The sequence below is a fragment of the Flavihumibacter profundi genome, from assembly GCF_020076305.1.
In the GTDB taxonomy this organism is placed as follows: Bacteria; Bacteroidota; Bacteroidia; order Chitinophagales; family Chitinophagaceae; genus Flavihumibacter; species Flavihumibacter profundi.
The window spans coordinates 773423-791006 of the sequence record NZ_JAIQXE010000003.1; the positions used below are offsets into that span (position 1 = coordinate 773423).

Below are 17584 nucleotides of genomic sequence, written 5' to 3' on the forward strand. Positions count from 1 at the left end.
AAAGTTTTGCTCAGTTATTTTTATAAAACGCCTGGGAGAAGTTGTATTTGAAACTAAACTGGAGCTTGGTAATATCTGAGCTGAATCCATCAGTATAATTATCCCTTTTACCATATTGCAATTCTGCGCCAAACATAAAATTGGGAGCAGGGGTACAAAGGAGGTTTACAATTGCATATTGACCCTTCTTGAAAGCGCTGGGAGATGAAGCATCTGTATTTTTAATATCAACAGATGAATATCCGATAGAAGTGCTGAACTTCTTGTTCCAGTTATGATCCACAAACGCAACAATACCTGTCAGCGGAAGTGGTTTACCTACTACCGGGCTGATTGAATTACCTGGATTATTCTTTACACCGATATCAGCAGGTCCTTCATTCATATAGTTCTGGATTCCTTCCCCATAAACCAGCGATCCGCGAAATATGCTATTCGTGCCAAGGTTCAGGTTTGTACTCAGGTTAAGGCCCCAACCAAGTGCGTTGCCACTCAGGTCATACTGGTCTGTTCCCTGGTCAACCCATTCGATCTTTCTCAGGATACCTGCCAGCTCAACATATCCAAACTTTCCGGCATAACGGTATTCTGCAGACAGGTCAGGCAGTTTGAAGCGGGGCTTCACATCTGCCAGTTCTATACGGTCTGCATACACGCCACCATCGGCACTGGCACCCGGGCGCTCCAATGCAATGGTCAGGCGGGTATCTCCCTGGATCGGCATATACCTGATCTGTACGTTACGGAAAAAGGCCATACCAGAGGGTCCCCAATATTCCACCGTGTTTGGGAACACATCAATATCCATGAAAGGGCTCCAGTACTGGCCTACCCCAAATTTGCCTAACTCTCCATAAGCATGGCGAAGTCGGATGGTGGTTTGTCCGGCATCCACACCGGTACCAAACATTTCAAATTCAAATTGCGTCTTTAACAAACCTAAAGGGGTCTGTGTGTACCCTTTTACACCAAACCTGGTCTGGCGAACACTGAAGTAAGCGTTACCGTCCGTGCCATATTGATTTTTATAAGAGGGCAGTTTTGTTGGCCGGACAACATCAAACCAGTCTCCTTGTATCTGCTTGAAGTTATACCCGATATCAGTCATTACAAAGCCATAAAATTCCAGGGTTTTTTGCTTCGCTGAGTCCTGGGAATAGGAAACCAGGCAGAAAAGCATAAAGAGGGGTAAAATGAACAGGATTTTCTTTCTCATAGTCCCAGTTTTAAAAGTTAATCAGCCAATGAAAATAAAAGTGCATATCAAAGACATTGATTTGCAATATAAAACTAGCCCGTTCAAGCCGGCGCAAGCCTGATTAAGGTCAATATCAGGTCTGATCTTTATCACGTTCCAGATGTCGCAGCTTAATCAATTAGTAAATAAGTAATTAAAAAATATTTACCGCCACAACCCGATGATCGCCCCCATTATGGTCAGGGCAACCAGGCTATAGCCGCCATTAATCAGGATATGCCGCCAGCTTTTTAACTCAAATAAACTATGAATGGCAATAGCACAGAAGGTCCAGATGCCCGCGAGGAAACCGGCGGTAGCACCCCAGGTTAGATCTGTTTTCATTTGGGGCGTATCTACAAGGAATATGGCCAGATTGGCTGCCATAACCAAAGAAAAAATGGCGGTAAACCCAAAGATCTTAGCCTTGTTGCCATTCTTAATATCGGCTTCGGTAAGCTGGCTATCCTTCATCCATTGTTTACCAAATAAGGCGGGGGAATACCAGATACCGCCAGTTGCAAATCCTGAAAGGCCGGCCACCAGTACAGCAAGCCAGTTGATTGAGGACATATCCATAAAAATGAATTGTACCCTAATTTAAGTCTTATTACTGTTTTTTACAATAATTAAGGCTACTAGAGAAGTTGGCGCAGGCCTGACCCCAAAATACCTGAAACCACCAGTTTTGGTGAAAGGATGGATGCCTGTGCATTTTTATTATCTTGCACGTCCTTTACAATATTGAGATATGGAATACAACAGAATAATTGCAGTAACCGGATTGCCCGGATTGTTTGAAATGGTTAGCAGCAAAACCGATGGCGCCATTGTCAGGTCCCTGGATGATAAAACCACAAAATTCGTCTCTTCCCGCGTGCACAATTTCTCTCACCTGGAAAGCATCGAAATTTATACCCAGCGTGATAATGTGAACCTCGTGGATATTTTCCAATCAATGGATAAAAGCAGCGATAAGCTTCCCGATGGAAAAGACGCGGCCCAGTTAAAGGCCTATTTCCAGAAGGTTTATCCTGATATGGACTTCGAGCGCGTTTACTCCAGCGATATGAAGAAAATGGTGAAGTGGTTTGAAGTGCTGAAGAAAAACGATGTGGTTTTCAAGTTATCTGAACCGGCTGAAGAAACTGTTGAAGAAATAGAAGCTGTAGAAACACCTGTTGTTGCAGAAAAGCCGGTTAAGGCAGCAAAGAAAAAAGAAACGCCTAAAAAAGAGGCAGCTGCCGATGAGGAAACCAGCGAAGCTCCGAAGAAAACCGCGCGTAAGAAAAAGTCAGAAGAATAAATGATGCAATACTCAGCACATATCCATAAAGCACCCCGTCAATTCCTTCCGGAAGGGTTCAGCATCACAACATGGGAAAACCTGGAGCCTTATTTTAAGGAGCTGCTCGAAAGGCCCATTATGTCTGGTGCAGAACTCGAAAAATGGATGAAGGACTCGAGCGAACTGGAGGCCGTAATCAGCGAAGATGCTTGCTGGCGCCAGATCCGCATGACCTGCGATACGGAAAACAAATCACTTGAAGAGGCATTTACTTTCTTCGTGATGGAAATTCAACCGCAGATCCAGCCCTATGCAGACCAACTGAACAGGAAGCTGATAGATTGCGTATATACCAAGGAGTTAGATGAAAAAAAATACTTTACTTACCTGCGCAGTGTAAGAAAATCAATAGACCTGTTCCGTACCGAAAATATACCACTGCAGGCCGAACTCAGCGTTATGGCGCAGCACTTTGGTGTGGTTTCCGGTAAAATGACAGTGACCATTGATGAGAAGGAATACACTTTGCAGCAAGCGACAAAATTCCTCGAAAATCCGGATCGCGCAGTAAGGGAATCTGCCTATAGAAAAATCAATGAACGCAGGTACCAGGACAAGGAAGTGCTGAATGAGCTGTTTACAAAATTGGTCCAAAAGCGCCACCAGGTTGCCTTAAATGCAGGTTTTTCAAATTACCGCGACTACAAATTCGTGGAGATGGGCCGCTTTGATTATACTAAAGAAGATTGTTATGCTTTCCATGACGCAGTAAAGCTCCATGTAGTTCCGCTTGTTGCAGCAATCTATAAACATAAGCAAAAACAATTAGGCCTCGATACGCTGCGTCCATGGGACACAGAGGCGGAGCCTGAAGGTACCGCACCTTTAAGACCCTTCCATACCGGGGAAGAGTTGCTGGAGAAATCAATCGCCTGTTTCCGCCAACTCAGGCCTTTTTTCGCAGACTGCCTGGTTACGATGAAAAAAATGGGCCGGCTTGACCTGGAAAGCCGGAAAGGAAAAGCGCCGGGTGGTTATAACTGCCCGCTTGCTGAAACTGGTGCGCCTTTTATTTTTATGAATGCTGCCGGACAAATGAATGATGTCACCACTATGGTCCATGAAGGTGGCCATGCGGTACATTCCTTCCTGGCGCACCCTTTGGAACTGAGTTCGTTTAAAGAATACCCCATGGAAGTTGCTGAGGTAGCCAGCATGAGCATGGAATTGTTCAGTATGGATTACTGGAATAGCTTTTTTAATGATAATGCAGAATTGGTCCGGGCAAAACTGCACCAGCTGGAAAGGGTAATAACAATTTTCCCATGGATCGCAATCATTGACAAATACCAGCACTGGATTTATGAAAATCCTTTCCATACAGAGGATGAAAGAGCTGCAAAATGGATGGCCATTAATAATGAATTTTCGACTGGTGTCCTGGATTATAGCGGACTGGAAGAGTTCAGGAAGTACGGATGGCAAAAGCAATTGCATCTTTTTGAAGTGCCTTTTTATTATATCGAATATGGCATTGCGCAATTAGGGGCAATAGGTATGTGGATGCAATTCAAGGAGGACAAGGAAAAGGCCCTGGATAATTATTGCCAGGCATTAGCCCTTGGCGGAACCAGGACTTTACCGGAATTGTATAAAGCTGCAGGCATTCCTTTTGACCTGGGCCCGGATCGTGTTAAAACTTTAATGGAATTTGTAGGAAAAGAAATAAACAAATTAAGCTGAAGCTGCAAAAAATTACCACTTTAGGGTATAGAAAATTATTTTATTTAATGATTAATAACAATATATTTGTACAGGAAAACACTTAGAAGAGAAATCTTCTTTAAAAATAGCTACTAATCAGAGCCTTAACCAAAAGTCCCGGTGTGTCTACATCGGGGCTTTATTTTTTATCCCTTACATTCCCTGCATTTGCCGCTTATGACCATTTCCACTTGTTTTGGTGTAAAGCCCAGGGGCAATTTGATAGTTGGGATAGTCACTTCATCAAGGCAGACAGTATTTCCGCAATCATCGCAAACAAAGTGAACATGGTTATCGTGGTGATGCCCTTCCGCACAATTGTCCTTACACAATGCATAGCGGATACTATTATCAGCCGTGGGAATGGTATGGATAATGCCCTTATTCATGAAAGACTGAAGTGTCCTATAGACAGTAACCCGGTCAAACTTTTCACCGGTACGCTTCTCAATATCCCCGTGAGCGAGCGCACCCTGCTGAGCAAGAAACAATTCCAGGATTTTCACCCTGCTTTCCGTAATGCTTAACCGGTGTTTTTTTAATAAATCCTGAATGGCAGCTTCCATAAACAATTATTGGGGATTGTTATTGAATAATCCATTTGAAAACCTAGAGCCAGTCGCTTCATTTTCTTCAAGAAGAACAGGAATATCTTCAATAAGTTTATCAACTTCTTCTTTTTTCAATCCGTCATAAATTCGCCTTACGCGGCCAGATTTGTCCACTAATGCAAAAAACTGGGTATGGATAAACTGGTCTTCAATCTTTTCATTGTTGTTTTTGGGATCATCAAGCAGGTAACTAACCCTTGCAGCCTGGTACAGGCTATCTTTCCTGCCGGTTAAAAAATGCCAGTTTGCTCCGTTCACACCCAGCGAATCAGCATATATCCGCATCCTGCCAACACTATCGGTAACCGGGTCAACAGAATGTGAAAGAATAAGAAAACCGGGTTCGTTCCTGAACCGGTCAAATACTTTTTTCATGTTCCTGTTCATTTTGGGGCAAATACCCGGACAAGTTGTAAAAAAATACTCGGCCACATAAACTTTCCCGGCCACATCACGATCTGTAAAATCTTTCCCCGACTGGTCCTGGAAATGAAAAGGCTGTACATAACTCAATACCGGCATTTTTACGGATGTAAAACCAGGAATTACCCTTGACATTGCAAATACAAAACCAATGAACAACAACCCGAAAAAGGCGATATAATACCAGGATCTCTTACTCATAATGCACAAATTTACAGCCACAAAAGCGATTTGACCGTAATAGTATATAAGAAGAAAAATTTTGCAACAAAGTTGCATCTTGCTATTTTTGCGCTTCTTTATGTCATTTAAAATCAATTTGGATGCTTTGGGAATTGCCACTTCGGTAGCATGTGCGATACATTGCGCTGTCTTGCCGCTATTACTGACAAGCCTGCCTGTTTTTGGCATCAACATCGTTGAAAATGTGCCTTTTGAGTATTTTATGATCTTTTCCGCAGCAGCAATAGGCGCAAATTCACTCTATCACGGTTATAAAAGCCACCACCACAAGGCCGGCCCCGTAATCATATTTGGAATTGGCATCCTTTTTTTGCTGGCCAAGCAACGGTGGCATTATCTGCAATTGTGGTTCCTGGTTCCAGCCGTAACAGCAATTATTTTTGCCCATTTTCGCAATTTTCAGCTTTGCCAGAAGGCAAACCACTGCCATGCCGGGGATTGTAACCATTAAGATTTCCGTATTTCACAAACTTTCCCACCCCGCAATTGTTATTTTTGCCAGTAAATCTGTTGAATTATGATTAAGACCGGAAATCCTGTTATTAGTATCTATACGGAAATGACGCCCAATCCGGAGACCATGAAATTTGTGGCCAATAAGTTGCTCTACCCCGGAAAGAGCATTGACCTTCCTGATATGGAAAGCGCCAGGCCATCTCCATTAGCTGTAGAGCTTTTTGGTTTCCCTTTTATCAGGAGTGTTTTCATTGCCAGTAATTTTGTTACCCTTACTAAAACTGCGGAAACAGAATGGAATGATGTGATCCCTTCCATACGCCAGTTTTTAAAAGATTACCTGGAAGAAGGAAAACCAGTGGTTAATGAAGATGAAGTGGCAGCCACAAAACAACAGAGCAGTAACACGGTTAGCGCCGATGATGATGACGTGGTGAAGCGGATTAAAGAATTACTGGAAAATTATGTTAAGCCAGCTGTTGAAATGGATGGCGGTGCAATACAGTTTAAAAGTTATACAGAAGGGGTTGTAAACCTGATGTTGCAGGGAAGCTGCAGTGGTTGCCCTTCCAGCATGATTACACTGAAAGCCGGCATTGAAGGCATGATGAAAAGAATGATCCCCGAAGTTAAAGAAGTGGTGGCAGAAGCCGAATAAGACGAACTATTCCAATTGCTTTTTGTAAATTGATAGGGTATTTTCTTATTAACCTATTGATAGTCTTCCTATTCGCCATTCTTATTCCATCTACCCCCTGTCAGAATCAGCCCTGACACTTTCTTACGGAACGGAGATTTCTATTGACCGTCACCGTGAACTATTGGGCCTGTTAACCGAAGTTCGGCAAACCGGGTTTGAGGGGCTACTGGATGTATCCATTGCCTATAACAGCCTTTCTGTTTTTTTTGATCCGGGGTTGGTTTCCAGGCGTTACCGGCAATCTCCGCAAGCTTTTGTTTTCCAGTGGCTGGATGAGCTGGCAGCAAGGGAAAGAGTGGAGGTTGGGCCTGTGATGGGAAAAGAACATATCCTGCCTATTTGCTACGACCCGCCATTTTCGCCCGACCTGGATACAATGGCCGCATTTCACAATTGTTCGAGGGAAGAAATTATTTACTTACACCAAAGCCAGCCTTACTATGTCTTTATGGTAGGGTTCAGTCCGGGTTTTCCTTACCTGGGAATAGTTCCGGAACGGCTTGATACCCCCCGAAAAGCTACGCCGGCATTAAAAGTGCCTGCAGGGTCGGTAGGTATTGCCGGCCGGCAAACCGGTATCTATCCATTTGAGAGTCCGGGTGGCTGGAATATTATCGGCCGGACACCAATCAGGATGTTCAACATTCTTGACCCCGATTTATGCCTGTTGCAAGCTGGGGACCGGGTATTGTTTAGTCCCATCGACCAGCAAACATTTAATTACCTGAACCAATATGCTGATACTTAAAACAGGCATGGCCACAATACAGGATATGGGCCGTTTTGGCTACAGGAACAAGGGAATCCATGTGGGTGGGGTAATGGATAAAACCAGTGCATTCCTGTGTAATATGCTGGTGGCCAATGAACAGGACGCAGCTCTTGTAGAAATCACAGGAGGTGAATGGCTTACGGAAATGAGCCATCCCCAATTGATTGTAGCTGGGGGTAAAGGATTTAATGTTTTTGTGAACGATAATCCCGTCAGTTTTTGGCAACCCTGTTTTTTACAAGCTGGTGATAAGCTGCGGCTAATCCCTTTGCCCGGCGGTGGAATCAGCTACCTGGCTATTCATGGTGGAATTCGGATAAAACCTGTTTTAAATAGCCGTTCTACGCACCTCGGCGCCTCTTTCGGTGGTTTTAATGGCCGCTTACTGAGGCCTGGTGACCTGCTTCCAACGGCTGTTCTTCGTACCACGCAGGCGGAAAAAATTGTACGCCATATCTGCCGGCCGGGCGCGCAACATCACCTTCGCTTGTCTAACACAGCAATACCAGACCATTCCAGGAATTCGGTACGCATCATTGCAGGGCATGAATATGATTGGTTTACACCAGCAGCCCGGGAATTGCTGGCATCTTCGCTTTTTGAACTAACAGGAATGTCGAACCGAATGGGGTACAGGTTTAACGGACCTGCTTTACAACTCGGCCAGCACGAGCAGGTTATATCATCTGCCGTTTCACCCGGAACAATTCAGGTTAGTCCGGATGGGCAATTATTAGTTTTAATGGCAGATGCACAAACCACAGGCGGGTATCCAAGAATTGGACAGGTAATCAGTGCCGACCTTCCCCTGCTTGCGCAAAAATCTGCCGGTTGCCAGTTGCAATTCAGGTTGGTCACTATAGCAGAAGCGGAAACTGTATATTTAAAACGGGAAGAACAGCTGGCAAATCTGCAAAAAGACTATGCCCTGATTTTCACATGAGCCAAACCGTTATAGACATCAATTGCGACCTTGGTGAAGGTACTGGAAATGAATTAGCCATCATGCCCTTCATCAGTTCTGTGAATATTGCCTGCGGGTTCCACGCCGGGAATGCCCTTACCATGATGGAAGTAGTCCGGCTGGCAAAAAAACACCATGTTGCAATCGGGGCGCATCCTTCCTATGAGGATCGCGAACATTTCGGAAGAAGGATAATGCATATTTCCCCCTCCGAAATTTATGCAGGCGTATTGTACCAGATGGGTGCATTGGCCGCCATTTGCCAGACTGAAAAAATCAACCTGCACCATATTAAACCTCATGGTGCTTTATATAACCAGGCAGCCCGGGATATGGAAATTGCGAAAGCAATTGCTGCTGCAGTTAAAGATTTCAACCCTTCCCTGATCGTTTATGGTTTATCAGGTAGTATGTTGATCAGTGCAGCAAAATCAGCCGGGCTTAGAACCGCATCTGAAGTTTTTGCTGATAGAACCTATACCCCGGAAGGGGAATTAACACCACGGTCTATGCACAATGCCCTGATTACGGATCCCCACGAGGTTACGCGGCAGGTCCTTTCTATAGTGAAGCTAAATGCTGTAACCACTACTGATAATAGCCTGTTCTCCGTAAATGCTGAAACAATTTGTATCCATGGCGATGGCCTGCATGCACCAGAATTTGCCCGGGAAGTGAGCCATGCCCTGGCCAATGAAAACATTAAGATTCAATCCCCTTCCTGAAGACGCCCGGTTCAAACCGCACCGCCTTACGGGGAGCAGCCGGTTTCCCTCCTCATTCTTTTACTGGCCGTACAAAAACAACAGATTAGTAAGGGCTACCAACACCCGAAATGGTTAACCATAACCGGTGGGTTGATAGCCCTGGCCCTGGCAGTCATTGCTGCACAGGTAATCTTTCAAGAATTTTTATAACAAAGTGCCTTCAGAACTGATTGCTGTATTCAGGACTTTGGAGATCGGGCAATTCGCTTCCGCATCTTTAACACAGGCATCAAATTGTTCTTTACTTATGCCTGGAACTTTCCCCTTGACAACCAGGTGCGATTTTACAAGAACCCCACCTTCAAAGCTGATCTCACATATTGTTTCCAGTGATTCTGGCGTAAATCCGGCAGCGCCAAGCACAAAACTCAGTTTCATTGTAAAGCATCCCGCATGTGCAGCTGCAACCAGTTCTTCTGGGTTAGTGCCAATCCCGTTTTCAAACCGGGAATTGTACGAATACTGTACTTTGCTTAATACTCCGCTTTGTGTTGATACATGACCATTTCCTTCTTTTCCTGAGCCGTTCCAAACGGCAGTTCCTTTACGAATCATTTCTTTATTTTTTAAAATTTAGGCGAATAATTAATATGAAATATTAAAGTTAATTCATCCGTTCAGGATTTAATCCAGTGAACGCCTCTATCCTTAAGATAATTCACAACAAAGTCAAAACACCTGGCATTTTTTCCGACAAGTTCAGGAGGAAAAACACCTTTCTCCCGGAATAAATTTCCGGCAACGAGTTCAACAGCTGCAGTGCAGGTATAGCCTGTTGTTCGTGACATGGAAGATATTTTGGAAACAGGGTCATAACGGTCCAGCATGTTATATTCAATCCGCTCTGATTTACCATTGTGCTCGCCTTCAACAATCACGCGCATTATTGTAAATTCTTCCTCTTCCGGTCCGAGTTTCCATTCCTTAAACAGGATGCTTGAAGAAAAGTCGATCGGCCTGATTTTCGTCCCATTTATTTCTAATGGGGTTTCATCGAAGAACCCGCCCTGCTGCAACGCCAGGATAAGGTCTACATGTCCCGGGTAACGAAGGGTCTGCTCTTTCAAATTCGGGATATGTGGCATCGTAAAAAGCAGGCTCCTTAAGCCATCGGTATTAAATGCCTCCAGGGTACCTATCTCCCCGAATTCCATATAATGCCTTTCTGTTAAGGCAGGTTTTACAATGATAAAGCCATTTTCTTTGAGGCGGGCGGGCCGTGTATATTCTTCAATGACATCTACCGGGGAAAATGGCGCCTTGTATTCAAACGGTTTTTTCCGTGTTTTGGGTAAGCCGCCAACATAGCATTCGAAGCTATGCACTTTCATCGTTTCATTGTACCTGCCAATTATAAAATTACTCATACCTGGGGCAACACCACAATCCGTAATAACGGTCACGTTCTTTTGTTTGGCAAGCAGGTCTAGCTGCAGCGCGTCTTCCGGGAAGAAAGATATATCCACAACATCTTTACCGGCATTAATTACAGCTTCGAGGGTACGGTAGCCCATGAATCCGGGGACAGCAGTAACCACCAGGTCGAATGGCGATAACCAATTATTATATTGAGCAAAATCTGCCAGGTCATTCACCACCGTTTTAATGGCATTGTTCCTTTCCTTCAATAGCTGCAAAGGCATTTCATACTTATCAAAAGAGGTCACTTCATGGCTGGCAGACAGGTCGAGTGCCATAGCCCGTCCAACCATTCCAGCTCCTAATACGGCGATTTTCATATAAACAATTTCAGGCAATCTAGAAATTCTGGTGCATTTTTAAGCATGGAACATTCGATATGGGAACAATTTATTGCGGGACTGCAACAAACCTCCTTATTGGAATTCATAGCGGTGATCGCAGGAATTGGCAGTGTCTGGTTCAGTAAAAAAGAAAATGTCCTGGTTTACCCGGTTGGGCTCATCAATACGATATTTTATATATTCCTGAGTGTAAAAGGTCATTTACTGGGTGAAGCAAGCGTAAACCTGTATTATACGATCATGAGTGTTTACGGATGGATACTCTGGACCAAAAAGGATAAACAACATCACCATATACTAAACATCACTTATTCGTCCGGCAAGGAACTGGTGCAGCAAAGCCTTTTCTTTACAGCATGTTATTTCGCCATATTCGGTGCTTTAAGCTGGTTAAAACAGGAATTTGCACCCGAGGCCATTCCATGGGCCGATGCCCTGGCTAGTGCAAGCGCGTATACCGGCATGTGGCTGATGGCCCGGAAAAAAGTGGAAAGCTGGTACTGGTGGATCCTGACAAATACCGCCTCCATTCCGTTGTATTTTGTTAAAGGATATGTATTTACCAGTTTTCAGTTTATTGTTTTACTGATTTTAGCCATAGCCGGTTTAGTGGCCTGGAAAAGAAAAGCAGCCAACCCATAACTTTGACAGGCAATATGGTAAAAAAGATCGTTGTATTAGGGCCTGAATCAACTGGTAAAAGCACATTATGTGAACAGTTGGCAAACCGCTACCAAACCAGTTGGGTCCCGGAATTTGCAAGGGAGTACCTGTTAAAAAATGGAACGGACTATTCCCATGAAGACCTGCTTACAATTGCGAAGGGCCAGATTGCCCTTGAAGAGATGCACACGCAAAAAATAGTTGCTGAAAAACGGGAAAACCCGCCGCTCCTGTTTATTGATACCGATATGTACGTGATGAAAGTATGGAGTGAATTTGTATTTGGTAACTGCCATCCATATATCATCGACCAGATAGTTGACAGGCACTATGATCTTTACCTGCTTTGTAATACAGATATTCCGTGGACGAAAGATGAATTACGGGAATATCCAGACTTAATAACGCGACAAAGGCTTTTCCACATGTACAAGGATATTCTTGTAAATCAATCTACGCCATGGATTACCATAAGCGGCGCTGCCGGGGAAAGATTATCCCAGGCTGAAGATGCTGTAAAAAAGTTTCTGTTATAACTTAAATTAAACCATGTCATCAATTGCCCGCTCCGTCCGACAACACCCATCCATTTGGTTCTACAGTTGCTGGTTGCTGGTAAACCTGGTGCAGGCTGCCGGTACGGAATTGCTTAATGACGAAGCTTATTACTGGGTGTATTCGAAATACCTCGACTGGGGTTATTTTGACCATCCTCCAATGATCGCAGTATTGATCAAATTGGGTTATTCAATTTTCCATAATGAATTAGGGGTGCGTTTATTTATGGCGCTGATGAATACTGCCACCATTTTCATCATTCAAAAACTACTCCTGCGGGATAATGAACGCCTGTTTTTTGCGATTGTTTTATCCATGGGCGTATTGCAGATAGGAGGCATCCTGGCTGTGCCGGATATTCCACTGGCATTTTTCACCGCCCTGTTTTTCTGGCAGTACAAAAGGTTTTTACAAAATACCGATCTCTTACAATCCGTATTACTGGGGGTTGTAATGGCTTTAATGCTATACAGTAAATACCATGGAATACTAATCATATTTTTCACATTTATCAGTAACCGAAAACTTGCACTTCAATGGCCAGCCTGGCTGGCTGCTATTATTGGCGCATTGCTATTTAGTCCGCATTTATGGTGGCAGTTTACCCACGATTTTCCTTCCGTACAATATCACCTGAAAGAACGAAATGCACCAAGCTATCAGTTTGCTTTTACACTTGAATATATTGGTGGTCAGATATTGCTGGCTGGTCCTTTGATAGGTTGGCTATTATTATATGCTGCTGGAAAATTCAGGACCTCAGATCCTTTTGCCAGGGCTTTAAAATGGAGCATGGCAGGTTTCTATGGTTTTTTCCTGGTTAGTACTTTAAAAGGAAGGGTGGAAGCCAACTGGACTGTTCCGGCCTTAGTTCCCCTGATTATCCTTGCACATGCATGGCTTTCCGATTCGGGAATACTTGTACGTTGGGTATACCGGTTAATGAGCCCGACGATTTTGATCATTGTAATTGTCCGGATTTATATGCTGACTGATATCTCCTTTTTTACAAGCAGGTTTAATGATGAAATGCACCACAACAGGTCCTGGGCTGCAGCAATCAGGGAAAAAGCCAATGGGCTTCCGGTTGTATTTCTCAATTCATACCAACGCCCTTCCAAATATTGGTTTTATACCTGTGATGCCAGCTTTGGCCTGAACACAACCATGTACCGGCGTAACAATTATAATTTCTGGCCTATAGAAGAAAAATTCCAGGGCAGGCAGGTTTTTGTGGTAGATAACCTGGTAGCCAATGAAGTGCGAAGCATACCAATTATAACAGACAGGGGGAATACTGCAGGTATAGTGGCAGAACATTTTGAAAGTCATTCCGCCCTCCGTTTTCAGAGCGCCTTGCCTTCACTGGAAATCGAAAACGAAAAGCTGGTGCCATTCCCCCTTACGATATATCCGGATACACTTGGTCAGGCATTATTGAACCCTTCCTCTCCAGGCCATGTTACCGCGGTATTGGACATATTCATGGGCGATTCGTTAATGGCCAGGGTAGAACCTGAATTCACAAGGACCGGTGGCCAGTGGGAATGTTCCTTTTCTAAAAAGATTGCATTGGAAAACGGAAGTTATCGTGCAAAAATCGGACTAGCTTCTTCCCTGCCTGGGTTCTTCAGTCAGAATAGTGCATCGCTTCCCATTAAGGTGATTAAATAAGCCCTATTGAATAATGGCCTGGATATCCGAATCATCCGAGAGGTTATTCATTTGTCGCTGGATAATAAAACCACGACTGGTCACATATTTTCCGGCCGGCTGGGCAAGGAATTTTTTCGGGTTGGGTAATCCGGCAGCAATTCTTGCTGCTTCTACTTTGCTTAACTGGCTGGCGGGTTTGTGGAAATAATATTGCGATGCGGCTTCAATACCAAAAACACCAGGGCCCATTTCAATTACATTCAGGTACATTTCCAGGATCCTTTTTTTACCCCATACCAATTCAATCATGAAAGTAAAATAAGTTTCCAGTGCCTTTCTTACCCAACTTCTTCCCTGCCATAAGAATACATTTTTTGCAGTTTGCTGACTGATTGTACTGGCGCCGTGTACCCGGTTAGGTTTGCGCTTATTATATTCCATGGCCTTTTCAATGCTCCTCCAGTCAAATCCTTTATGGTCTGCGAAAAGCTGGTCCTCGGAAGATATAACTGCTAATTTTGCGTAACGCGACATTTCTTCCTTATTGATATAATCGCGCTTCAGGCCATAGCCGCTGACAAGGTTGCCCAGTTGTGTAAGTGTGAATGGCGGATTTACCCACTTCAAAATAATAATATAGCAAAATTGCCCGATGAACAGGAAAAGAAACAGTTTCTTTAAAAATCGCCAGCTTCGGGGTATCAAACCTTTTGTCTTCACGTAGGACCTTGATATTTAGGTGGCCGCAAGATATAAAAATTGGTGGACCATTAATGGTCTGTCATATGGACGTATTCAATCTTATATTTTTTCCCTTCCCTTTCTTTTTTCCTATAAATGCGGTTTAAAATAAATCCACCTGTGGCAACTCCCAGCGCAATGCCGAGGGAACGCATGTTTGCCGGATCGTTAACGGGTTCGTGCAGGTATGCAGCATTTATTAAATTCAATGCAACATAACCAAGACCGCCGATCATAAAAATGCTGCCGTTTTTTACAAAGCGCCAGCTCTCCTTTTTATCGGGAATAATTGTCCTGATCTCCTTATAGTGCATTTTGTGTACAAAATAACCGACAGTATCCACCTTGGTAGTTCCCAGGGTAGTCATATAGGTCTGGATCTGCCATTGGCGTACAAATACCGAATCATTTCGGATTGCATCAATGAGTCCTTCAATTTGCTGGCCGTTTACATGCTGGAATATAATGTAACTGCCCTTGAAATAGGTAGCAACATGCTTGCCATTCATTTTCTTCAGGGAAATAAAATCACTCATTTGTATCTGCCCCTGAACACCCAGGGCCAGCCCTAAAATCAATATAAAAATGGTACTTCTTAACATAATGTATGTTGTTACCCGGCGGGTAATACCCGCCGGGTGGATTGAACAAACTAACTTAATCGGATATGAATGCGACCCCCCAAAGCAGCGCAATACCAAATCCCACAAGTATTAAACCAGATATTTTATTAATTACTGAAAGGTTGTGCAGGGTCAGCTTCTTGCGAAGCTTTCCAGCCATTAGGACCTTCAGCACATCTGCAATAATATTAACCGCGATACAGGTCGAGAAAATGATGATCCTTTGCCGCATGGTATGGGTAACCGCAAAAGCCGTGGCATTTATTAACCAAAAAAGGATTACACTCGGATTTAATGTATTTATAAGGAATCCCGAGGAAAAAATCCTGGCCATATCCCTTTTCCTGAAGCGTGATTCTTCGGTAGAAGCGTCTACAGTCAGTTTCACTTTTTTAAGAAACAAATAAAATGCGCCTAACCCTATTAAAAATATACTGCCGAAATAACCAATGGCCCGCTTATACTGGAGCAATGCATTGACCCATTCGGAAAATGCATTGCTTAAAAAAACCAAAACTATATCACTCACCCAAACACCAGCCACAAAGCTCATTCCGCCTTCTTTACCATTATTCAGGCTTTGCTTGATAATTGTAAAAATGACAGGCCCCACCGATAAAGCGAGTATACTGCCCAATGCCAATCCTTTTAAAAATGCTTCTGTCATAAGCGTAATACGGAGCCTAAAAATAATGATTACCTGCTCATTACAAGTTTTCTATAATTTCATTGTAAGATGATCAGGAAATCTATCAATAATAAGATCGGGAAACCAACCAGGCGCTACCTGCGTTATCTTGGCCTGAACATTCTTTTTGGTACCGACCGGACCAAGGAAATTTTACATGTTAATCCGACCCTTCCCCCGAAGCGTGAAGAGGCTGGTGAGGTCCGGGTATTTGTCTTTGACTATGATGCCAGCCAACTCGAAGAACATGAATTTAATGCTGTGGAAGCATGCTTGCAGTTTCGGCACAGCAATAGGATCAGTTGGATTAATGTGGATGGCCTGAGAAAAGCGGATGTGGAAATGGTATGCAATAAATTTGAGGTACACCCGCTTTTGGTAGAAGACATATTAAGTATTGGCCATCGGCCCAAAATGGACGAAGTAGAAGGAGTGCTTTTCTGCCTTTTGAATATGCTGTATTTTAATGACCTGGAAGGAACAGTTGAGCAGGAACAAATCAGTATTGTACTGGGAAAAGATTTTGTAATCAGTTTCCAGGAAGATGCATCAAGGGATGTATTCAATCCGCTTCGTGATAAACTGCGCCTGGCCAATTCCAAGATCCGCCAGCGTTCGGCCGATTATTTGTGTTACAGTATGCTGGACCTGATCGTTGACAATTATTTCCTGGTGATGGAAAAACTGGGGGAGCGTATTGAAGAACTGGAGGAGCAGGTCATCAGGAACAGCAATAGCAGGGCACTGGCCAGGATCAGTGCCTTAAGGAAAGAACAAATCGTCCTGAAAAGAAATATTGCACCGGTGCGGGACCTGCTGGGTGGAATCATCAGAAGCGAAAGCGATCTCCTTGATGATCGTACTACCAAATACTTTAAGGATGTTTACGACCATATCATGCAGGCATATGACCTTAGTGAAAACTACCGGGATATCATGATTAACATGCAGGACCTTTATATCAATAATGTTAACCTGAAGATGAATGAAGTGATGAAAGTAATGGCCATCGTAACCTGCCTGATGGCTCCGGCTACAGTGATCGGGGGAATCTTTGGGATGAACTTCGACAGGATACCCTACCTGCACAACGACTACGGCTTTTTTATTGCAGTTGGCCTGATGATCCTTATTCCTTTTTATATGTTATGGGTCTTTAATAAGCGGGGTTGGTTTTAGCATCATTCCAGGTCAAACCGGTAATAACGGTCTGTTTCGCGGATCCACCCGTTTTTTTCATATACCGACTGTGCAATGGTATTATCTTCTGCTGTTTCAAGCAATATCCATTTGGCATTTGAATGCCTGCCTATTTCCTTTGCGGCATCAAGTAACATCGAACCAATCCCTTTTCCACGTTGTTCGGGGGAAACAAATAAATCATTCAGCAGCCAGGTCCGCGAGAGGGAAACTGAAGAAAATATTGGATACAATTGGGTGAATCCTAAAAACTCTCCATTTTCCATGGCCACAAGAATGACGGATTCATTTTTCTCTAGCCTTTCTTTCAGGAAGGCACGTGCTTTATCCAGATCAGGAAGCTGGTTATAAAACTGCCGGTATTGATCAAAAAGGAATGCCACTGCAGCGAGATCGGATAAAAAAGCTTTTCGGATAGTGATCATATGCTAAATCCTGGATGGTTATTGACACGCACTCTTTTTAAT

The 17584-nt window shown here is 43.7% G+C and carries 21 protein-coding genes; 11 read left to right on the forward strand and 10 right to left on the reverse strand.

The window, feature by feature from the left end; all coding sequences use genetic code 11:
* Nucleotides 1-10: 10 nt before the first annotated feature.
* Both LAQ65_RS18000 and LAQ65_RS18005 read right to left on the reverse strand, forming a co-directional pair.
* Nucleotides 11-1216 (reverse strand): DcaP family trimeric outer membrane transporter, encoded by a 1206-nt coding sequence (locus tag LAQ65_RS18000; RefSeq protein WP_224118397.1) that lies wholly within the window; start codon nt 1214-1216, stop codon nt 11-13.
* Between the two features lie 186 nt (nt 1217-1402).
* A complete protein-coding gene (locus tag LAQ65_RS18005) occupies nt 1403-1816 on the reverse strand; it encodes a DUF1761 domain-containing protein (protein WP_224118398.1) in 414 nt (137 codons plus the stop codon).
* Between the two features lie 172 nt (nt 1817-1988).
* On the opposite strand from LAQ65_RS18005, the gene LAQ65_RS18010 reads away from it, so the two are divergent.
* The gene (locus LAQ65_RS18010; RefSeq protein WP_224118399.1) at nt 1989-2543 is read left to right on the forward strand and encodes a DUF5606 family protein; all 555 of its coding nucleotides are present in this window, start codon (nt 1989-1991) and stop codon (nt 2541-2543) included.
* Nucleotides 2544-4268 (forward strand): M3 family oligoendopeptidase, encoded by a 1725-nt coding sequence (locus tag LAQ65_RS18015; protein ID WP_224118400.1) that lies wholly within the window; start codon nt 2544-2546, stop codon nt 4266-4268.
* Nucleotides 4269-4435: 167 nt separating this feature from the next.
* Here LAQ65_RS18015 and LAQ65_RS18020 read toward each other — a convergent pair whose 3' ends face one another.
* Both LAQ65_RS18020 and LAQ65_RS18025 read right to left on the reverse strand, forming a co-directional pair.
* Entirely contained in the window at nt 4436-4855 is a 420-nt protein-coding gene (locus LAQ65_RS18020) for a Fur family transcriptional regulator (protein WP_224118401.1), read from the reverse strand.
* 6 nt (nt 4856-4861) lie between these two features.
* Nucleotides 4862-5524 (reverse strand): SCO family protein, encoded by a 663-nt coding sequence (locus LAQ65_RS18025; protein WP_224118402.1) that lies wholly within the window; start codon nt 5522-5524, stop codon nt 4862-4864.
* A gap of 100 nt (nt 5525-5624) precedes the next feature.
* Here LAQ65_RS18025 and LAQ65_RS18030 point away from each other — a divergent pair, with 100 nt between their 5' ends.
* From LAQ65_RS18030 to LAQ65_RS18050, 5 genes are all read left to right on the forward strand, one after another.
* Nucleotides 5625-6017 (forward strand): MerC domain-containing protein, encoded by a 393-nt coding sequence (locus tag LAQ65_RS18030; RefSeq protein ID WP_224118403.1) that lies wholly within the window; start codon nt 5625-5627, stop codon nt 6015-6017.
* A gap of 66 nt (nt 6018-6083) precedes the next feature.
* On the forward strand, nt 6084-6680 hold the full coding sequence (locus tag LAQ65_RS18035; protein WP_224118404.1) for a NifU family protein: 597 nt from the start codon (nt 6084-6086) through the stop codon (nt 6678-6680).
* 97 nt (nt 6681-6777) lie between these two features.
* Nucleotides 6778-7470: a 5-oxoprolinase subunit PxpB gene (gene pxpB, locus LAQ65_RS18040; RefSeq protein WP_224118472.1), complete on the forward strand. Its 693-nt coding sequence runs from the start codon at nt 6778-6780 to the stop codon at nt 7468-7470.
* Nucleotides 7457-8437: a 5-oxoprolinase subunit C family protein gene (locus tag LAQ65_RS18045; protein WP_224118405.1), complete on the forward strand. Its 981-nt coding sequence runs from the start codon at nt 7457-7459 to the stop codon at nt 8435-8437. Before pxpB ends, LAQ65_RS18045 begins: the two co-directional genes overlap by 14 nt.
* A complete protein-coding gene (locus LAQ65_RS18050; protein ID WP_224118406.1) occupies nt 8434-9183 on the forward strand; it encodes a 5-oxoprolinase subunit PxpA in 750 nt (249 codons plus the stop codon). Before LAQ65_RS18045 ends, LAQ65_RS18050 begins: the two co-directional genes overlap by 4 nt.
* A gap of 186 nt (nt 9184-9369) precedes the next feature.
* Here the strand turns inward: LAQ65_RS18050 and LAQ65_RS18055 are convergent, their stop codons facing one another.
* On the reverse strand, nt 9370-9780 hold the full coding sequence (locus tag LAQ65_RS18055) for an OsmC family protein (RefSeq protein WP_224118407.1): 411 nt from the start codon (nt 9778-9780) through the stop codon (nt 9370-9372).
* Between the two features lie 62 nt (nt 9781-9842).
* Nucleotides 9843-10964 (reverse strand): saccharopine dehydrogenase family protein, encoded by a 1122-nt coding sequence (locus LAQ65_RS18060; protein ID WP_224118408.1) that lies wholly within the window; start codon nt 10962-10964, stop codon nt 9843-9845.
* A 45-nt stretch (nt 10965-11009) separates the two neighbouring features.
* Here LAQ65_RS18060 and pnuC point away from each other — a divergent pair, with 45 nt between their 5' ends.
* The 3 genes from pnuC to LAQ65_RS18075 are packed head-to-tail and all read left to right on the forward strand — an operon-like array spanning nt 11010 to nt 13883.
* Nucleotides 11010-11630, forward strand: a complete 621-nt coding sequence (pnuC, locus tag LAQ65_RS18065; RefSeq protein WP_224118409.1) for a nicotinamide riboside transporter PnuC — start codon at nt 11010-11012, stop codon at nt 11628-11630.
* Between the two features lie 14 nt (nt 11631-11644).
* Entirely contained in the window at nt 11645-12187 is a 543-nt protein-coding gene (locus LAQ65_RS18070; RefSeq protein WP_224118410.1) for an AAA family ATPase, read from the forward strand.
* A gap of 13 nt (nt 12188-12200) precedes the next feature.
* On the forward strand, nt 12201-13883 hold the full coding sequence (locus LAQ65_RS18075; protein WP_224118411.1) for an ArnT family glycosyltransferase: 1683 nt from the start codon (nt 12201-12203) through the stop codon (nt 13881-13883).
* Between the two features lie 3 nt (nt 13884-13886).
* Here the strand turns inward: LAQ65_RS18075 and mtgA are convergent, their stop codons facing one another.
* The 3 genes from mtgA to LAQ65_RS18090 are packed head-to-tail and all read right to left on the reverse strand — an operon-like array spanning nt 13887 to nt 15896.
* Complete coding sequence (gene mtgA, locus LAQ65_RS18080; RefSeq protein ID WP_224118412.1) at nt 13887-14585, reverse strand: monofunctional biosynthetic peptidoglycan transglycosylase; 699 nt, start codon at nt 14583-14585, stop codon at nt 13887-13889.
* A 50-nt stretch (nt 14586-14635) separates the two neighbouring features.
* A complete protein-coding gene (locus LAQ65_RS18085) occupies nt 14636-15208 on the reverse strand; it encodes a hypothetical protein (protein ID WP_224118413.1) in 573 nt (190 codons plus the stop codon).
* Between the two features lie 55 nt (nt 15209-15263).
* Nucleotides 15264-15896 carry a LysE family translocator gene (locus tag LAQ65_RS18090; RefSeq protein ID WP_224118414.1) on the reverse strand — a complete coding sequence of 211 codons (633 nt, stop codon included), beginning with the start codon at nt 15894-15896 and terminating at the stop codon, nt 15264-15266.
* Nucleotides 15897-15965: 69 nt separating this feature from the next.
* On the opposite strand from LAQ65_RS18090, the gene corA reads away from it, so the two are divergent.
* Nucleotides 15966-17096 carry a magnesium/cobalt transporter CorA gene (corA, locus tag LAQ65_RS18095; protein WP_224118415.1) on the forward strand — a complete coding sequence of 377 codons (1131 nt, stop codon included), beginning with the start codon at nt 15966-15968 and terminating at the stop codon, nt 17094-17096.
* 2 nt (nt 17097-17098) lie between these two features.
* Here the strand turns inward: corA and LAQ65_RS18100 are convergent, their stop codons facing one another.
* Nucleotides 17099-17542 carry a GNAT family N-acetyltransferase gene (locus LAQ65_RS18100; protein WP_224118416.1) on the reverse strand — a complete coding sequence of 148 codons (444 nt, stop codon included), beginning with the start codon at nt 17540-17542 and terminating at the stop codon, nt 17099-17101.
* Nucleotides 17543-17584: the final 42 nt, after the last annotated feature.